General features: G+C 46.5%; 17 protein-coding genes. 12 read left to right on the top strand and 5 right to left on the bottom strand.

Annotated features, from left to right (window positions below; translation table 11 throughout):
- Nucleotides 1-188: 188 nt before the first annotated feature.
- The 3 genes from HUG15_RS18515 to cysK form a co-directional block, all read right to left on the bottom strand.
- On the bottom strand, nucleotides 189-1,739 hold the full coding sequence (locus HUG15_RS18515; RefSeq protein ID WP_200124608.1) for a BCCT family transporter: 1,551 nt from the start codon (nucleotides 1,737-1,739) through the stop codon (nucleotides 189-191).
- 260 nt (nucleotides 1,740-1,999) lie between these two features.
- Nucleotides 2,000-2,221, bottom strand: coding sequence for a DeoR family transcriptional regulator (locus HUG15_RS18510; protein ID WP_200085631.1), 222 nt, complete (start codon nucleotides 2,219-2,221; stop codon nucleotides 2,000-2,002).
- Between the two features lie 166 nt (nucleotides 2,222-2,387).
- On the bottom strand, nucleotides 2,388-3,317 hold the full coding sequence (gene cysK / locus HUG15_RS18505; RefSeq protein ID WP_200124606.1) for a cysteine synthase A: 930 nt from the start codon (nucleotides 3,315-3,317) through the stop codon (nucleotides 2,388-2,390).
- An 85-nt stretch (nucleotides 3,318-3,402) separates the two neighbouring features.
- Here cysK and thpR point away from each other — a divergent pair, with 85 nt between their 5' ends.
- From thpR to trmB, 4 genes are all read left to right on the top strand, one after another.
- Nucleotides 3,403-3,975 carry an RNA 2',3'-cyclic phosphodiesterase gene (gene thpR, locus HUG15_RS18500; RefSeq protein ID WP_200124604.1) on the top strand — a complete coding sequence of 191 codons (573 nt, stop codon included), beginning with the start codon at nucleotides 3,403-3,405 and terminating at the stop codon, nucleotides 3,973-3,975.
- 43 nt (nucleotides 3,976-4,018) lie between these two features.
- Nucleotides 4,019-4,966, top strand: a complete 948-nt coding sequence (locus HUG15_RS18495; RefSeq protein WP_200124602.1) for an NERD domain-containing protein — start codon at nucleotides 4,019-4,021, stop codon at nucleotides 4,964-4,966.
- A 199-nt stretch (nucleotides 4,967-5,165) separates the two neighbouring features.
- Nucleotides 5,166-6,020 carry a phosphotransferase family protein gene (locus HUG15_RS18490; protein ID WP_200124600.1) on the top strand — a complete coding sequence of 285 codons (855 nt, stop codon included), beginning with the start codon at nucleotides 5,166-5,168 and terminating at the stop codon, nucleotides 6,018-6,020.
- 1 nt (nucleotide 6,021) lies between these two features.
- Nucleotides 6,022-6,645 carry a tRNA (guanosine(46)-N7)-methyltransferase TrmB gene (gene trmB / locus HUG15_RS18485; protein ID WP_200124598.1) on the top strand — a complete coding sequence of 208 codons (624 nt, stop codon included), beginning with the start codon at nucleotides 6,022-6,024 and terminating at the stop codon, nucleotides 6,643-6,645.
- A gap of 535 nt (nucleotides 6,646-7,180) precedes the next feature.
- Here the strand turns inward: trmB and HUG15_RS18475 are convergent.
- Entirely contained in the window at nucleotides 7,181-7,489 is a 309-nt protein-coding gene (locus HUG15_RS18475; RefSeq protein WP_200124594.1) for a PepSY domain-containing protein, read from the bottom strand.
- Between the two features lie 132 nt (nucleotides 7,490-7,621).
- Here HUG15_RS18475 and HUG15_RS18470 point away from each other — a divergent pair, with 132 nt between their 5' ends.
- Nucleotides 7,622-8,695: a M42 family metallopeptidase gene (locus HUG15_RS18470; RefSeq protein ID WP_200124592.1), complete on the top strand. Its 1,074-nt coding sequence runs from the start codon at nucleotides 7,622-7,624 to the stop codon at nucleotides 8,693-8,695.
- 256 nt (nucleotides 8,696-8,951) lie between these two features.
- Here HUG15_RS18470 and HUG15_RS18465 read toward each other — a convergent pair whose 3' ends face one another.
- Nucleotides 8,952-9,398 (bottom strand): YtoQ family protein, encoded by a 447-nt coding sequence (locus HUG15_RS18465; protein WP_200124590.1) that lies wholly within the window; start codon nucleotides 9,396-9,398, stop codon nucleotides 8,952-8,954.
- A 114-nt stretch (nucleotides 9,399-9,512) separates the two neighbouring features.
- On the opposite strand from HUG15_RS18465, the gene HUG15_RS18460 reads away from it, so the two are divergent.
- The 7 genes from HUG15_RS18460 (at nucleotide 9,513) to HUG15_RS18430 (ending at nucleotide 17,729) form a co-directional block, all read left to right on the top strand.
- Complete coding sequence (locus HUG15_RS18460; protein WP_200124589.1) at nucleotides 9,513-10,538, top strand: PTS sugar transporter subunit IIC; 1,026 nt, start codon at nucleotides 9,513-9,515, stop codon at nucleotides 10,536-10,538.
- A gap of 23 nt (nucleotides 10,539-10,561) precedes the next feature.
- Entirely contained in the window at nucleotides 10,562-10,885 is a 324-nt protein-coding gene (locus tag HUG15_RS18455; protein ID WP_200124588.1) for a thioredoxin family protein, read from the top strand.
- Nucleotides 10,886-10,921: 36 nt separating this feature from the next.
- Complete coding sequence (locus HUG15_RS18450; RefSeq protein WP_200124587.1) at nucleotides 10,922-11,716, top strand: DUF1444 family protein; 795 nt, start codon at nucleotides 10,922-10,924, stop codon at nucleotides 11,714-11,716.
- A 469-nt stretch (nucleotides 11,717-12,185) separates the two neighbouring features.
- Nucleotides 12,186-14,387, top strand: coding sequence for a DNA translocase FtsK (locus tag HUG15_RS18445; protein ID WP_200124586.1), 2,202 nt, complete (start codon nucleotides 12,186-12,188; stop codon nucleotides 14,385-14,387).
- Nucleotides 14,388-14,465: 78 nt separating this feature from the next.
- Nucleotides 14,466-15,569, top strand: coding sequence for a nicotinate phosphoribosyltransferase (locus tag HUG15_RS18440; protein ID WP_200124585.1), 1,104 nt, complete (start codon nucleotides 14,466-14,468; stop codon nucleotides 15,567-15,569).
- A 309-nt stretch (nucleotides 15,570-15,878) separates the two neighbouring features.
- Nucleotides 15,879-17,186, top strand: a complete 1,308-nt coding sequence (murC, locus tag HUG15_RS18435; RefSeq protein WP_200124584.1) for a UDP-N-acetylmuramate--L-alanine ligase — start codon at nucleotides 15,879-15,881, stop codon at nucleotides 17,184-17,186.
- A gap of 117 nt (nucleotides 17,187-17,303) precedes the next feature.
- Nucleotides 17,304-17,729, top strand: a complete 426-nt coding sequence (locus HUG15_RS18430; protein WP_200124583.1) for a DUF948 domain-containing protein — start codon at nucleotides 17,304-17,306, stop codon at nucleotides 17,727-17,729.
- Nucleotides 17,730-17,735 lie beyond the last annotated feature (6 nt).

Raw genomic sequence — 17,735 nt, 5'->3', positions numbered from 1 at the left:
GAAAAGCCAAGTAGCGTTATAATTTTTGCGAAACGTCGTGGAATTATATCGTAAAAAGCCGAGAAGCTTTATATTCCTGCAAATACCCCATTTTGAGCCGAGCCGTTTCAGCCCAAAATTGAACTTGGTCCGTGTAATAAAAATCGGTGTCATAAAGAAAGGCCGGCACTGACGCCGACCTTAATTTTTTATTTTTTTCTTACGTTATACTTCCAGGCTTGATCCTCATCCATCATTTTAATTGCCGCGTAGATGGTTAGGAATTGGATGACGATGATCGGTATTCCCATAATCCCGGAAAGCACTTCCAACGGGGGCAGTCCTCCAATATTCATCAATGATAAAGCAAGAATGGTAATGATGGCTGCCACGATGATTCTTACATTTTTCGGAGGCGCCTGTTTGCTCATATCCCGGCTTGTTGTGTAAGAAGCAACTGTGTACGTTGTTGAATCGAGTGTGGTCACCATGAAAACCGTGGCGATAATCACAAAAACGGTGAGAACGATTGGCGCAAAAGGCATGGCAGATAAGACTTCAGGTATGGCTGCTTCCAGTCCTTCTTCTTGCACAATATCCAATACCGGTACAGCGTCGGTGATGTGACTATACACACTCATGCCGCCGAGGACACCTGTCGCGACCCAGCCAAGCAGTACCGGTGCCAGTAAATAAGTCATGATCATTTCTTTGACGGTTCTACCTTTTGAAATGACTGCCGCAAAGACACCGTGCAGCATCGCCCAAGTAGCATTATAAGCAATCCAAAAGACGGTGTGGCTTTCAATAAAGGTGCCGCCTCCCAATTCCATGGAATGGGTGTAAAGCGAGAAATTCAGATAGTTGGAAAGTAGATAACGGACCGAATCTGTGAAAAAATCCATAATAAACAAACCTGGTCCGATAAAAATGATAAATAATGCCAGTAGAGCTGCGAGGTACATGTTTAGTGTACTTAATTTTTTTATCCCTTTTTCGATGCCGACGTAAGCACTGATGCTAAAAATTCCTACCCAAACAACAGTGACAATTATCGTAAAAGGAAACGTGACTTCAATATTTAACAATTCAGCTAAATTGTAGGTGACAATCGGCGTTCCAAGCCCAAGCGTCACGGCAGCGCCTGCAAGAATGCTGACCATAAAAAGCGTGTCCAATACAATGCCGCCTAAACCATCTGTAAATCGATCGCCGAAGATGACCCGGCATGCTTCAGAAATGCGCATTTTCGGTTTTCTGCGCACATGTAAAATATATGCCATGGCAGGAGCTACCATAACAAAGACGGCAAATGTTTGGAAACTCCATAAAAACATGCTGTACGCATTTCCCGCGAGGATCGCTTCCGCAGATCCCGCATCAATCCCAAATGGAGGATCGATCGCCACTTCGCTCCACTGGGCCATACCGGTTCGCATGATCGTTGCCCCAACCCCCATGGCAACTAACATGGACGCATACGCAAATAATGAAAATCTCGGTTTTTCCATCGGGTCGCCCAAGACAACTTGCCCGTACTTGGAAAATGATAAGTATAAACCGACACCTACAATGATCAAGGCATACCATAAGTATCCCCATTTGAATGTATCCACGATTGTATTAAAGATGGAATCCAATAATGCCATCGATTCATCTGTGTACAGGGCAAAAAGAATGCTGACACCCAAAATGATTAATAATGATGGTGTAAAAATATTAAAGTCAATGATGGTTTGTTTTTGTCTTTGCCTGTTCATATCTTTTTTGAAACCTCCATTACTTGAAGATATCCCGTGTAATGAAGGGGTTACCCTGATGATTTTCGCTTTAAACCGCCTTCTGTAACAATATTTCACAATTGTCCATTAGGGCAAGACCTTAAGTGCAAAAAAATCCAGCCGCACAAACGGCTGGTGAACTGTCCTGTAATTTCGGATGTCAGACATCGGACGCCTTTCCGGAAATCAGATGAAGGAAGCCGAAAGCGACGCTTGGCTTCTGATTTCTGTCGTCCGGATTATGATGCCTGTGTTTTTTTTCGTTTTGCAATCCATTTGCCGCGGCTTGGGCTATGGACGAGATTGTTATACTCCAGCACGTTTAGGTCACGCTGGATCGTACGTTGAGTAGTGCCGAATTCATCAACCAGTTCTTGCGTTGTCACCGTTCTTCCTTCTTTACTCATAAACAAGTAAATCGACTTAATGCGGGTGAGCATGCGATCGGTTGAAGATTGCAAGTGACCACTTCCTCAGGTAGTGTTGGAATAGGAAACATGCCCTCTGTCTATCTTTGGACCGGCACGGTGTACGCGTGCCGCTTCCCTATATTCCTTCTATTGTACAACAGAAGGAAAAGCACCGTAAAGGAGAAGTGTGTGAAAATTTGCGCTAGGAGGCGAGGCTCTACTGCTCAAACAAATCTGTGGATAAATACCGCTCACCGGTGTCGCAGGCGATAGCTACGACAATTTCCCCGGGTTGGAATTGTTTGGCGAGTTCAAGCGCTGCAAAGCAAGCCGCGCCTGACGACGGTCCTACGAGGATGCCTTCCTTACGGGCGAGGGCATGGACGGTTTCGTAGGCATGTTCATCGTTGATTGCATCGATTCGGTCATAGACTTTCTCATTTAAGATCGGCGGCACGAATCCCGGAGAAGTGCCGACAAGTTTATGCGGTCCCGGTTTTCCGCCGGACAGTACGGGGGAACCTTTTGGTTCGACAACGTGTATGGTGAGATCCGAATAATAGGATCGCAACGTCTCCCCTGTTCCGGTGATTGTACCTCCGGTTCCTGATGCAGCTACAAATCCTTTTAACGGACGGCCGATCGTGTCCATGGCTTCTTTAATTTCCAGCGCTGTAGATGTCCGATGGGCATCAGGGTTTGCTTCATTTTCGAATTGCATCGGGATAAAACTGTTTGGGATTTCGTTGGCCAATTCATGGGCTTTCTCAATCGCTCCCGGCATCTTTTTGTCACCGGGCGTTAAGACAACTTTAGCGCCGTAGGCTTTAAGAATATTGATGCGCTCAAGCGACATCGTATCAGGCATTGTCAAAATGCAAGCATATCCTTTAGCGGCGGCATTCATCGCGAGTCCAATGCCTGTATTGCCGGATGTCGGCTCAATAATGGTTGAATCGTCATTCAACTTGCCGCTTTCCTCTGCCTGCACAATCATTTCGCGCGCAGCCCTATCTTTAACACTTCCGCTCGGATTTTGGAATTCCAGTTTTAGGTAAACGTCTGCCCCCCGGCGATCCGGTATTTGATTTAAACGCACCAAAGGTGTGTCGCCGACGAGCGCTGAGACATTTGTATAAACAGACAACGTGTTCATCTCCAATTCAGTTATGCCATGTTAAATTTCGCAAATATACGTTATGATAATACTATAACATATGGAGGTATACAAGATGGAAGGTGAATGCTCGCATTATTTTTTGGCGCTTCCCGTACCGGTGCATGTACAACGACGCATCCACGAGCTGACCAAGTTAAATGAATTGCAATCGTTCACATCTATTACCGACATCCGCGACTATCACATTACACTCTTTTTTCTTGGGGAAGCTGCTGATGAGCAACTGGAAATTTTATATGAAAACTTGCCGTCGTTGGTGCACCAAATCCCAGCTTTCGATGTACAATTAAATCAGGCCGGTTTTTTCGGTAAGAAGGAACGCCCGCGTGTGTTATTCGCCGACGTCAAGAGAACCGGGCTGTTGCTTGACCTTCATTCCGCAGTGACGAAAGGGTGTGTTGAGGCAGGTTTTAATAAGGAGAAACGACCGTTTCGTCCACATATTACAATTGCGAAACGCGGCAAACATGAAGAACCATTTCCGATGCAAAAAATCATGGATGAAACGAAACATTGGAAGGACGAACAGTGGCGATTAGAAGAAGTCGGATTATATGCTGTGCGGTTGGGTCAGTTGCCGCGGTATCATTTAAAGGCCAGGTTCCCATTAAACGGCACATGTTAGCGAGAGCCTGATGATAAAAAAGAATGAGGAGAGGGTGGGGTGTATGGCCCATCTTGTAAAACTGGAAGATTATATATCCCGATACGAAGGCGATATTCACCAATATCCGAGTCAGTTTATCCGTTTAAAACGCGAACGATGGAAACGGCTGCACCGCTTATGGGCGAAAGCCAATCAACGGCTCGGTCCAATCGGTGAAGAAGATTGGTTTGCGGAGGAAAATAACACCGTTTTGCAACAAGCTATGCGAAAATTGGGCGGTATCCATAAGAAGCAGTCGAAGGAGCCTGTCAAAACAAACACCGGTCTTGACGCTGAATACGAGCATCTCATCGGGAAAAGCCGTGCGTCGTTACATGATTTTTTTTATTATGAATTGCTTCAATCCCAGCTGCGATGGGCCTCTACCTCATCCTCGGAAGTGTCTGTGGTCGATAGCAAATATCGTTACGATAGCCGTTTACGGGAGATCTTGCGGTTGCTCCCGGATAATTACATGATCTTTTATTATCCTATTTTCAAAATACAGCAAGCGGATATTCAATTGGATGTGCTTCTGCTCTCTCCTTCGGAACTTTATTGTGTGACATACGTGGAAGCTCCGGCAAATACGTTATTTGAAATGAGCTCGCGTCGGTTCTGGCGGGAATTCCGGTTGAAAGCAGAATATAAGCGTTTAAATCCATTATTGTCCGTGAAAAGAATGGAAGATGTTGTTCGTTCTATTTTTCAGCATAATACCGTTGACTTCGCGGTTAAAAAAGCAGTGCTTTTGCCTGATGCCCTTGTAGATGACATAGAATTTGCCGGAAACGTTGACATGGTTGATCATCGGCACTATAAACAGTGGATGGACAAAATCAGCAAACACGTATCTCCCATGAAAAAAGAACAGTTTCATGCCGCAGAGGCATTGCTCGGCATGGGCAAAACACGAAGTTTTTTGAGGTCGGAAAAAGCTTTTGGAGCAAGCGCAAGGGACGGCCAATAACGCACATATGTATCGCATTGACGGTCTATGGGTCGTCTGCTATGATATACCAAGATTAAGAGAGACGTGAGTATGATTCTGCTATTGGGTGCACATGTGTCTAGCGTATAGGTGCACCTAATTTTTATTGAACTGACTGCTATTCGTTCATGAGTTGATTTGTGGATCGCTCAAATATGATAAAGGATATCTATCCCCCATGGAATTTTTGGATGCTCACAAAAAGGACAAACGAAAAAAATGGCTAGAGAACCTTTTGGGAAGAGATTGGGAATTGGAAACAGCGGGCGGCTCCACCGGAGAAGCCTTTTCGGCCAAAGATGGCGAGCGAAAGCTGTTTCTGAAATGCAATTCTTCCCCTTTTTTAGCTGTGCTTTCCGCAGAGGGAATCGTTCCGAAACTGCTATGGACGAAACGGATCGCCAATGGAGATGTGATTACTGCCCAAAGGTGGGTGAACGGGCGAAAGCTAAAACCGATGGAGATGAAACAGCCGGAGGTAGCGGCACTTTTAGGGCGGATTCACCGGTCGACGGAACTGCTTGATATGTTAAAACGCATTGAAGCGAAAGTGATGACTCCGGAGGTGCTATTACAAAGGCTTTGTACATATTCGCTCCCTGCAGACCAACAATCACCCATCATATTTAAGGCATTTGAGTTTTTAAAAGCGAGGAAATCAACCGTTTACTACGATAATTTTGTCGTGTGCCATTGTGATATGAACCATAACAATTGGATCATGGATGAAGAAGAAGGGCTATTTCTCGTGGATTGGGACGGGGCTTCCGTTGCAGATCCGGCGTTGGATTTAAGCATTCTTCTTCATTGGTATGTGCCGAAAAAAGAATGGCATGAATGGTTGGACGCTTACGAGCTTGATCTGAATGATCAACTTCTGGAAAGAATGCATTGGTATATCGTCTGGCACACCCTTGAATGGATGTTAAGTAAAGGCATCTATGAAGATAGCGGGTATGTGCAAGTGTGGCTCCGTTATTTAAATGTTTTAGTGGAAGATGATGACCGGCGTATCACGCGTTTGGAGGATTAAAATGAGATTGAGAAGGCGGCCGGGTGCACTTGAGGTGCTTCGTGAGCGTCCGGGAATTGTGCCGCAAAAACCGGAACAACTGCGCGGCCAATGGACCGTGGATGAACCGCTTCATGTTGAGTTAGGGACAGGCAAGGGGCGCTTTTTGGCGCTGATGGCTGAAAAATACCCGACCATTTCATTTATTGGCATGGAAAAAATGGAAAGTGTGCTCTCTTTTGCAGTCGAACGAATGGAACAGCAGAATAATGTGTGTTTCATACATGGCAATGTCGCTGATATACATGATTATTTTGCGGATGGAGAAGTTGACCGTATTTATTTAAACTTCACCGATCCGTGGCCGAAAAATCGCCATGAAAAACGGCGGCTAACGTATCCGGCTTTTTTAAACACGTATAAAGAGGTCTTGTCCTCGCGCGGAGACATCCACCTGAAAACGGACAATGAAGATTTTTTCACTTACTCATTGGAACAGTTTTCCCGGAGTGGCTATCACTTTAATAATTTAACCCTCGACCTTCATGCCCATGAACCGGAGGAGAATGTTCGCACGGAATATGAGGAAAAGTTTGCGAAACGACAGCAGCGGATTTTTCGGGTTGAGGCTTATCTCCCGGGGTAGGGTAGGTTGAGGTTTATGGCGACTGGAATCCGGTTTGGATGGGCGGTTCGGTCGCCATGGGCGAGTGATGAAGCCCGAAAGAGCGTGACGTCGTCGATTTGGGTCGCCATGAGCGAGTCATGAAGCTCGAAAGAGCTGAACGTCGTTGATTTGGGTCGCCATGAGCGAGTTATGGAACCCGAAAGAGCTGAGCGTCGCCGATTTGGGTCGCCATGAGCGAGTCATGAAGCTCGAAAGAGCGTGACGTCGTCGATTTGGGTCGCCATGAGCGAGTTATGGAACCCGAAAGAGCGTGGCGTCGCCGATTTGGGTCGCCATGAGCGAGTCATGAAGCCCGAAAGTGCCGAACGTCGTCGATTCCGGTCACCATGCCCGAGTCATGGAGCCCGGAAGCATCGAACGTCGCAGGATCCAGTAGCCATTACCGAAAATTATACCGACAAATAACTTCTGAACGTTGCACCAACCTGTCCCTTCACACCTCATAATTTTGGGCAAAAGAAGACGGATCGCGAGGCGACCCGTCTTTTTTCATTCACTGCTTGTCCAATTCCAGAATTGTGCCTGTTTTCGCGTCCACCACAAAATCCATTTGCTTCGTTTGCCCGTCTTCATTGCTGGAGATCCCGCCACGATAAACATCATAGTCAATGTGGTTTTTTTCATAGTGCTCCGGGTTCATGTGAATCCAAGAACCGTTCACGGGGATGCGGGGCTGTACATTTGATTTTACTTGTTTGAGTGCTTTCTCGGGGGAGACGTCTTTTTGCGCACAGGCTTCTTTAACTGCATAGCCTGCAGCGAATCCGACGGCAGCTCCGACGAGCACATCTGTGACTTTCATTTTATTCACTCCGTTCCTTATGAACTTGCGAAATCGCTACCTCCAGTATAGCGGATATGCATCAATTGTCCAATTGTTATGTTAGTGATAATGTAGTATTTATCCGAAGTATTCGCTGGGAGGAGAAAACCTATGGACAAACAAACGAAAGATATGTTCCGCACGTTGACGGAGATGCCGGGGCCTCCCGGGCATGAACATCAGGTGCGGGCTTATGTGAAAAAAGCGCTTGATAACTATGCAGATGAAATTGTTCAAGATAAGTTAGGTAGTGTTTTCGGTGTCAAGAAAGGACAACCGGAAGATCCTAAAGTGATGGTCGCCGGGCACATGGATGAGGTCGGGTTCATGGTGACATCGGTGAATAAAAAAGGGCTGATTAAATTTCAACCGCTCGGGGGCTGGTGGAGCCAAGTGCTGCTTGCCCAGCAAGTGACGGTGATGACAGATAATGGTCCGATCCCCGGGGTTATCGGTTCGACACCACCGCATCTTCTTAGTGAACAAGTTCGGAAGAAACCGATGGCGATGGACAAAATGTACATTGATATCGGCGCCGACGATCATGAGGATGCGGAACGGCTCGGCGTTCGCCCGGGAGCTCCGATTGTGCCCGTTTGTTCTTTTACGCCAATGGCGAATGAGAAAAAAATCATGGCAAAAGCTTGGGACAATCGTTATGGTGTCGGACTATCGATTGAATTGCTCAAAGAAGTGAAAAACGAGGAGCTTCCGAATACGTTGTATTCAGGTGCCACTGTGCAAGAGGAAGTGGGCTTGCGCGGGGCGCAAACAGCGGCGAATATGATTCGGCCGGATATTTTCTTCGCCGTGGACGCGAGCCCGGCGAACGACACGACCGTTCAAAAAGGGGAATTCGGACAAATTGGAAAAGGGGCGCTGCTACGCATTTATGATGGGACGATGATCACCCATCGAGGCATGCGCGACTTTGTGCTCGACACAGCCGAAAGCGGAGATATTCCTTATCAATATTTCGTTTCTCCCGGAGGCACGGACGCGGGCAGGGTTCATACATCAGGGGACGGGGTGCCTTCCGCGGTCGTCGGTGTTTGTGCCCGTTATATTCATACCGGCGCATCGATTTTGCATGTGGACGATTATGCTGCGGCAAAAGAACTAATAACATCGCTTGTGCGTAAAACCGATCGCGGCACGGTAGAGAGTATTTATTCACAGGCTTAAGGATGAGTGCCAAGCCAAGGTCTACTTGGGACAATTTTGCTTAGAAGTAAAAGGAATTTGTCCGAGCTAACGGTCCGTTCGGACTATTTTACGGAATAGTGGGCAGAAATTGTCCGAACCCGAGGTCACTTCGGACAATTTTGCAGGAAAGCCATACAATATTGTCCGAACCGACGGCACCATCAGCAACTTGTCGCACTAAAATGCCAATCATCTTTTTCGCAAAAGAATGATTGGCAACTTTTTCACCTTGCGTTTACTCATTTTGAAAAATATAGGAAATTGCTTCGATCGCTTGGTCGAGATCATTGACGACAACTTGCGCTTGGTTGGCCATTTCTTTGGATGGGTGATGGAGTGATTCAGGGCGAACCAATATAAGCGGTTTGTTTAATGCAGTCGCCGTCCCCACATCCATGGCCGCGTTCCATTGTTTGTATTGGTCCCCGAATAAGGCGAGTACGACATCGGCTTTTTGCATGAGCACGTTGGTTCGCAAATTATTGAACGCGGAAGCAGCTTCGTCCTTAAAAATGGCATTCGGCTGCTCGCCGAGAATCTCTTCGCCAATATTGTCGGAACGGTCATGGTTGGTCATCGGCTCAAAAAAACGGACGGGAAGATCTTTCTCCGCTGCTTTTTGTTTGACCGTTTCCCTCCAGTCGTCATGAATTTGTCCGGCTAAGTAAACATTAAGTTCCATAAGTGTACACCTCTTTTAAAATGGATTGTCTTAAGATAAATTTTGTCCTAATTTAAGTGTAGCCTCTCAATTTTTATAAAGCAAACAAAGCCATCTAAAAGGAGCATTGTTGCGATGCGTGCTTATCTGAAGAAAAAAGGGGTCGAACTGTCAGGGCGTACATACCTGATAACAGCATTAAGCTACATGGCGTTAGGACTGTTTTCGTCGCTGATTGTTGGTTTGATCATTCAAACGGCCGGTGAGCAAATCCCGGACAATATTTTTATCGGTGGTTTTCTCGAAGATATGGGTGCCCTCGCGATGAGCCTCCTCGGTCCCGCGATTGGGGTTGCGGTTGCTTACGCGCTTAAAGCCCCTCCGCTTGTTATGTTTTCCGCAGTTGTCAGCGGGGCTGCCGGCGAAGAGTTGGGCGGGCCGGCAGGGGCGTTTATCGCGGTTTTAATTTCCGTGGAATGTGGAAAATTAATCTCCAAGGAAACGCGATTTGACATTCTTTTAACGCCTTTTGTTACGATAGCTACAGGTTTTGTGCTTGCTTCGACGATTGGGCCGGCGATTGGAAGCGGGTTGGAGGCTTTCGGGTCCGTCATCAACTGGGCGACGGAACAAGAGCCGTTCACGATGAGCATTCTCGTCTCGGCTTTGATGGGGCTGGCACTCACGTTCCCGATATCCAGTGCGGCGATCGCGATCATGTTAGGGCTTGATGGATTGGCAGCCGGAGCCGCGACAGTCGGTTGCTGTGCGCAGATGGTGGGATTTGCCGTCAGCAGTTTCCGCGAAAACCGGTGGGGAGGGCTTGTATCGCTTGGCATCGGGACCTCGATGTTGCAGGTGCCAAACATGGTGCGCAATCCATGGATTGTCGTCCCCCCAACGCTCGCCGGCATGATGCTTGCGCCAATCGCGGTTATCTTTTTCAATATGGAGAGCAATGCGGAAGGTGCCGGAATGGGCACAAGCGGCTTTGTCGGCCAGATCATGACCTTTACAACGATGGGTTTTACCATGCAAGTGTTTATTCTTATCCTGGTGTTTCACATTGTGCTGCCCGGTGTGCTAACGTATGTGATCGATCGGGGACTAAGAAAAAGCGGTCGCATTAAAGATGGAGATATGACCATTGAGCAAGGTTAAAACATACAAAAGGAGGAAATTATATGCAAAATGTAGAAACGAAAGAAGCGTTTGAAGAAGCGATACAGAGCGAAAGGGTCGTCGTCATGTTTAGCGCCGACTGGTGTCCCGATTGCCGCGTGATTGAACCGGCTCTCCCGAGTATTGAAGCGGACTATCCGGAAGTGGAATTTGTCCATGCAGATCGGGATCAATTGTTGGATATATGCCGGGAGTATGATATTTTCGGAATTCCGAGCTTCGTAGGTTTTAAAAACGGAAAAGAAATCGATCGTTTTGCGGATAAAAACCGGAAAAGCGAAGAAGAAGTTACAGCTTTTCTTGACCGCTATTTATCAAAGGGCTGATCCGTGCGAAAACGAATGTGTAAGGAGACTTAACCGATGGCAAAGAAATCCAAAGTGTTGGAACGCATCAAACAGGAGTTTTCAGAACATCAAATAAATATGGACGAAGAAACCCGACAAGTGCGCATCGATCATGAAGCGCTTGGCAAAGGATTGACCCTTGATCTCCCCCGTTTGGAAACAAAATTTGAAAATAAGGGAGAGGGAGGATTTCAAGAAACGGTTTCTTACATTCAAGAGACTTTTGCAGCCATGAAAAAACAGAAATCATTGTCCGGCAGCGAGCAAATGATCTATCCGGTCATCCGCTCCACATCTTTTCCTACGGAAACGGAGGATGGAAAGGAATTAATCGTGGAACCCCATACCGGTGAGACGCGTATTTATTATGCCTTGGACCAAGGGAAGACCTATGCGTTAATCGATCGGCAAATGTTGGACCGTGAAGGCTTAAGCGAGCAAAAAATGAAAGAAGCAGCCCGCTTTAATATTCGCTCCCTTTCCATCCCGACTAGAGCAGATGATGTAGCCGGGAATCGTTTTTATTTCGTGAATACGAATGATGGGTATGACGCGAGCAGAATATTAAATGACGCTTGGGTAAAAGAGATAGCCGAGAGCATTAACGGGGAGCTGGCCCTTGCCGTGCCCCATCAGGATGTTTTCATTCTCGCCGATATCCAAAATGAACAAGGGTACGATGTGCTCGGACAAATGACGTTTAAATTTTTCGGCGAGGGGCGAATGCCAATCACGGCACTTCCATTCATTTATGAGGAAGGAAAAATTGAACCGATCTTTATCTTGGCACGCAAAAAACCAAAAGAATAGGGGGCAACACTAAAATCTGTGGTTGAAAAATAGGTGTAATCATGAACTATGATAACCGCTACGAAAAAACACTACTCAGCTCTCTCTTAGAAAAACTAGGCTTCCACCGAGTTCTAATGGTGGGAGCCTTAGTTTTACTTATACGTTACTCCTTTAACAAAGTTAACCGTTCTTAAAGTGGAAAAAGAAGTTCGCTTTTTTCTGCGGGGCCTTCCCACTGCGCTTCCCCGCAGGCGTCTCCATGTTTTTCCTCCGCTAGCTAATTATTCACTAACTATAGATTTTGGTGAAGAGCCTAGAATAAATGACAAAAGCCATGGGATAGATTCCCGTGGTTTTTTTCCGCCATAAGGATTTGGTGGAAGCAAAGTTTTTCTAACAAAAGAATTTCTTTCGAACCTTGGTGTTTGTTGCAAGCTTCTGTACAATGGAAAGGCAGGGTTCAAAATAATGGAATGGGTGATTGCTAATGTCCAGAAAGTGGAGCAATATCCTCAAAAAGCTCAACCGTTACTTTTTCGGCGAGCAATCAGATTATGAAAATAACCGGGAAGAACAGGTTCAATATAGAAAGAAGAAGCAACAACGGCATACGGGAAATGTTGGACGGGTGACCGGCGCCAAGGTCGTACATAGATATCCAAAAGGGGGAAACTTTCGATTTCCAATGGATGTAGAAGCGTCGCCCCCGCGCCGTCAACCCCAAAAACCGCGGGAGCCCGTGAATGTTAACCCGAGAACGAATACACCGGAACCGGTCAAAAAAGAAAAACAGAAAGAATACTTTACAAATACGAATTTTGCGTTGACGCACATCCCCTCTCCCGTGCACGGCTATCAAAAGCCGCCTATGAAAGATCAGGAGAGAGAAACAGGGAAAGCGGAGATTGCGGCGACAGAGCAGGTAGCAACGCCTGAGATCGGCGACGATAAAGAGGAGAAGGAAACAGCTATAGAACATCATCGATCGGCTGAACATGACCTAAACTTGCGGGGAGTATCCGAACGGCCGAAACAACGATCAGATAAATCCCCAACGCCGCCTAGCCCAAGCACTTCAAACGATGTTTCCGAACCGTCCAAAGAACGGCGCAAACAAGAAGTGCCAAACCGTTCGGCCAAGCGAGCGGAACAAACGAATAGAGAAACAAGGGAACCGTCGGGAGATGTCAGCAATGTCATTATGACACCGGTTGACCGTTATAATTATGAGCAAAGAAAAAGACAGAAGAAAGAAAGCAATCCCCCCGCCGCCAAACCGGCAGCTGCCAATCAAGGCTATGATTCGCCTCCACTCTCGTTATTAACACCGGCTATGCAGGCGTCCAATGTAGATGAAAAGAAGCTGCAGGAACAGCGGGAGCAACTGGAAGCAACTTTACATCAATTTCAGGTGAAAGCGGCGGTCACCAATGTTACGGAGGGGCCTTCGATTGTCCGCTTTGAAGTGCAGCCGGCCCCGGGTGTGAAAGTCAATAAAGTAACGAACCTCAGCGATGATTTAAAATTGGCGATGGCGGCCATGGACTTGCGGATGGAGGCGCCGATCCCCGGAAAAAACGCCATCGGAATTGAAGTTCCCAAGGAAAACCGCGAACCAGTCGCATTGCGGGAGTTATTCGAAAAAGAGGCTTTTCGAAATCATAAAAGCCCACTTGCAGTCGCGTTGGGGCTTGATATCACAGGGCGTCCCATTATAATGGATCTGAATAGCATGCCTCATGGATTGATCGCGGGCGCCACAGGTTCAGGGAAAAGTGTTTGCATTAACTCGATTCTCGTCAGCTTGCTATACAAAGCAGACCCTGAAGAAGTGAAGTTGTTGCTTATCGATCCAAAAGTCGTTGAGCTTGCTTTTTACAAAGATATCCCCCATCTTGCCGCGCCGGTCGTTACCGATCCGAAAGAGGCAACGATGACGTTGAAATGGAGCGTAGCGGAAATGGAAAGGCGTTACCAACTATTCGCAGATGCTGGCGTCCGGGATATCAAAGGGTACAATCAAAAAGCAGATGAAAAGCTTCCTTACCTTGTGATAGTTATTGATGAATTGGCTGACTTGATGATGGTCGCCCCCCAAGATGTGGAAGCGTCGATCAGCCGTATCGCCCAAAAAGCAAGAGCTTGCGGGATTCACTTACTCGTGGCTACCCAGCGTCCGTCTGTAGACGTCATTACTGGTTTAATCAAAGCCAATATTCCGACGCGCATTGCTTTTGCTGTTTCTTCGGCGGTAGATTCCAGGACGATTCTGGACACCGGAGGTGCTGAACGCCTGATTGGCAAAGGAGATATGCTGTTAAGTGAAAATGGGGCTTCGAAGCTTGTCCGTTTGCAAGGCACGTTTGTGTCGGACGAAGAAATTGATGAGGTTGCGGCTTATTTGCGTCACAAAAAAGCGCCTGCTTATTTGTTTACAAAAAATGATGTTGTCAAGCATGAATCACGTTCGGACGATGATGATTTATTGGAAGACGCTTCGCATTTCGTTATCCAGCAGGGGAGCGCATCCACATCGCTGATTCAACGGCAATTTCACATTGGCTACAACCGTGCCGCGCGTCTGATGGATATGATGGAGACAAAAGGCATCGTTTCCGCGGCAGCGGGGACAAAACCCCGTGACGTGCTCGTGAATGACGGGCAACTTGCCGAGCTTTTCGAAAAATGATTCTTGACGCTTTACTTGTGAAAAAGCACACGATCTAATAAGATAACGGTAATATTATAAATGGACGAGGAGCCGGACATGAAAGAAATTGATTTAAAATTACAAGGGAAGTTGAAACGTCTCACAAACAAAACATTTAAATTTGACAGACGTGTCGGCGAAGGTTGGTTTTCTGCCGTTTACTTTTTAAAAACGAAAGAAATTATAAAGAAACATAAACCCGACGATATTGTGACGATGCAATTTTTTCAAAAGAATCATGCTGTATTATGCGGGACAGATGAAGTGATCGCGCTCCTGCAGACGTTTGCGGATTATCCGGAAGAATTGGAGATTCACTCATTGCAAGACGGTGACAAAATCGAACCTTATGAAACGGTGCTGACGATTACGGGGCCCTATCAACATTTCGGTTATTTGGAAGGGGTCATTGACGGTATTTTCGCGCGCCGCACTTCCGTGGCTACCAATGTGTATGAAGTCGTCAAAGCAGCCCGGTCTTCAGGCAAGCAAAAACCGGTCATTTTCATGGGGGATCGCGATGATCATTTTACCCAACAGGCCGGCGATGGATACGCAGCGTTTATCGGGGGGTCACAAGCCCAATCCACCCATGCCATGAATGAATGGTGGGGGAGGCAAGGGATGGGGACGATGCCCCACGCCCTCATTCAAATGTTCCATGGCGATCTCGTGGCTGCCAGCTACGCGTATCGGGATATGTATCCTAATGATCGTTTAATGGCGCTTGTGGATTATAACAATGATGTGATCACGGATTCATTGCGAGTCGCCCGTGAATTCAAAGACATGCTTGATTCTGTGCGAGTGGATACATCAGGCAGTATGGTTGACCAATACTTTTTTAGAAATCCGCATGAGATGGGAGACTTTAACCCGACCGGCGTGAACGCGCCTTTAATCTTTGCGTTGCGTGAAGCTCTGGATGCGGAAGATTTTCATAATGTCAAAATTACCGTTAGCGGCGGCTTCACGGCCGAAAGAATCCAGGCGTATGAAGATGCAAACGTGCCGGTGGATTCATATGGCGTTGGCAGCAGCCTGTTGGAGAAGACAATTAGTTTTACGGGTGATAATGTAATTTTGAATGGCCATCATGAAGCGAAGGCAGGCCGAAAGCTTCGGGAAAATCCGAAAATGGAGCAGATTGATTATTCATGAGTGGCAAGCCCGTCGGTTACCACCGGGATAAATGAATCATTGTAAGACAATCTCTATTTTTGGTTTCTCGCATACCATAGACGTAAAGTAAACGAATGGAAGGCAACACTCCTAGGGGAAACGGGTGAATGATTAAGAACATTGGCCTGCATGAAAGGGAAAGAAACAAAAAGTTCTTGACGACGGGTGTTGACACACTTTGTTCTCTCCATCGATTTTGGTATAATAAAGAAACGTGCAAATAGATACATGGCATTTGTCCCGGAAACACGCTTGTGAAGGGCAATATAGATTTGGAGGTCCCCGGGTATGACTAGTTACCACTTGATTGGCATAAAAGGATCGGGAATGAGTGCGTTGGCTCAAATTCTTCATGATATGGATGAGACCGTGCAAGGATCCGATGTAGATAAATTTTTCTTTACACAAAACCCTTTGGAAAAACGAGGCATTCCAATATACGCGTTCCATAAACAAAATGTAAACCGTGAACATACCATTGTAGCTTCGGCAGCTTATAATGACGATAACGAAGAGATTGCGGAAGCAAATACACAAGGACTTTCCGTTAAGGCTTACCCGACTTTTTTGGGTGAGTTGGCATCTCGGTTTACGTCCATTGCTGTTACCGGAACGCATGGGAAAACTTCAACGACGGGATTGCTTTCCCATGTGCTCGGTTCTTACCGGCCGACATCCTACCTAATTGGTGATGGCACCGGGAAAGGTGAGAAAGACAGTTCGTTTTTCGTTTTTGAAGCATGTGAATACCGGCGGCATTTCCTCAACTATTGTCCGGATTACGCGATCATAACAAACATTGATTATGATCATCCTGATTACTTTCAAGACATTAATGATGTCGTCGATGCTTTTGATGAAATGGCCGCTCAAGTGAACAAAGCCATCATTGCCTGTGGAGACGATGAGTATTTACAAACCCTCAATGCCCCGGTACCCATTGTTTATTATGGCATCGAGGGCAACCACGATTTCACGGCAAAAAATATTCAAAGCAATGAAGGCGGCACGAATTTTGATGTAATGATCAGAGGAGATTATTTCGAAACGTTCACGATTCCCGGCCATGGCGACCATAACGTATTAAATGCGCTCGCGGTCATTGCGCTCTGTCATTACGAACAGATGCCAACCGAAACGATGAAAAAACGATTAGCAGACTTCCCCGGTGTAAAAAGACGATTCACCGAGAAAAAATGGGGATCACAGTTGCTCGTCGATGACTATGCGCATCATCCGACAGAGATTGAAGCGACGATTGACGCGGCCAGATCAAAATTTCCGGATCGTGAAATCGTAGCTGTGTTTCAGCCGCACACGTTTACGAGAACCGTTACATTTATTCAGGAATTTGCGGATGTGTTGAAGCTGGCGGATGTCGTTTATTTGTGCGATATCTTCGGCTCTACGAGAGAAAAGCAAGGCCAAACGACGATTGAAGATTTATTGGGCTTAATTCCAGAAGCTCGATTAATGCAAACGGCCGATGTCGATAGACTCGCAAACCATCATGATAGTGTGTTACTGTTTATGGGGGCAGGAGATATTCAAAAATACCAAAGCGCCTACGAGGAAATTTCTTCATCCAAAGCATGATTGTTTTTCGTGAGGGGTGTGGCAGGTAATCTGTCACTCCATATAGTTGGACAAGGCGTTTGAAATCACTCGATCAAGGGAAAGGTAGGAACAACTTAGGAGGAGGTGAATGCGTGTATGATGATTGTTTATATAAGTGTTGCGATTGTTGCCGTTGCGATCGTAGTCCTTATTGTTTATATTATCCAAACACTTAAGTCTGCACAGGGGGTGGTTAAACAGTTGGGGAATACAGCTGACGCTGTAGAAAAACAACTGCAAGGGATTACGTCGGAGACTGAAAACCTTGTCAAAACGACAAACCGTCTGGCAGAAGACTTTGAATCGAAATCAGAATCATTGGAAGGGTTGTTTGCAACGGCTGAAGATCTTGGCAAAACAACCGAGCGCGTGTCAGACTCCATTCAACATATGTCCCGAACCGTCTCACAAGAAGCGGATCGTAATTCAGAACAGGTAGCACAAGTGGTTCAATGGGGGAGTGCATGCATTGACCTCTACGAAAAGTGGAAAAACCGCCGGAACAAAGGAAATGATCTTTAATTAATT

This window comes from Salicibibacter cibarius (genome assembly GCF_016495725.1).
Classification (GTDB): Bacteria; Bacillota; Bacilli; order Bacillales; family Marinococcaceae; genus Salicibibacter; species Salicibibacter cibarius.
This window is presented reverse-complemented; position numbering and strand designations above follow the sequence as displayed.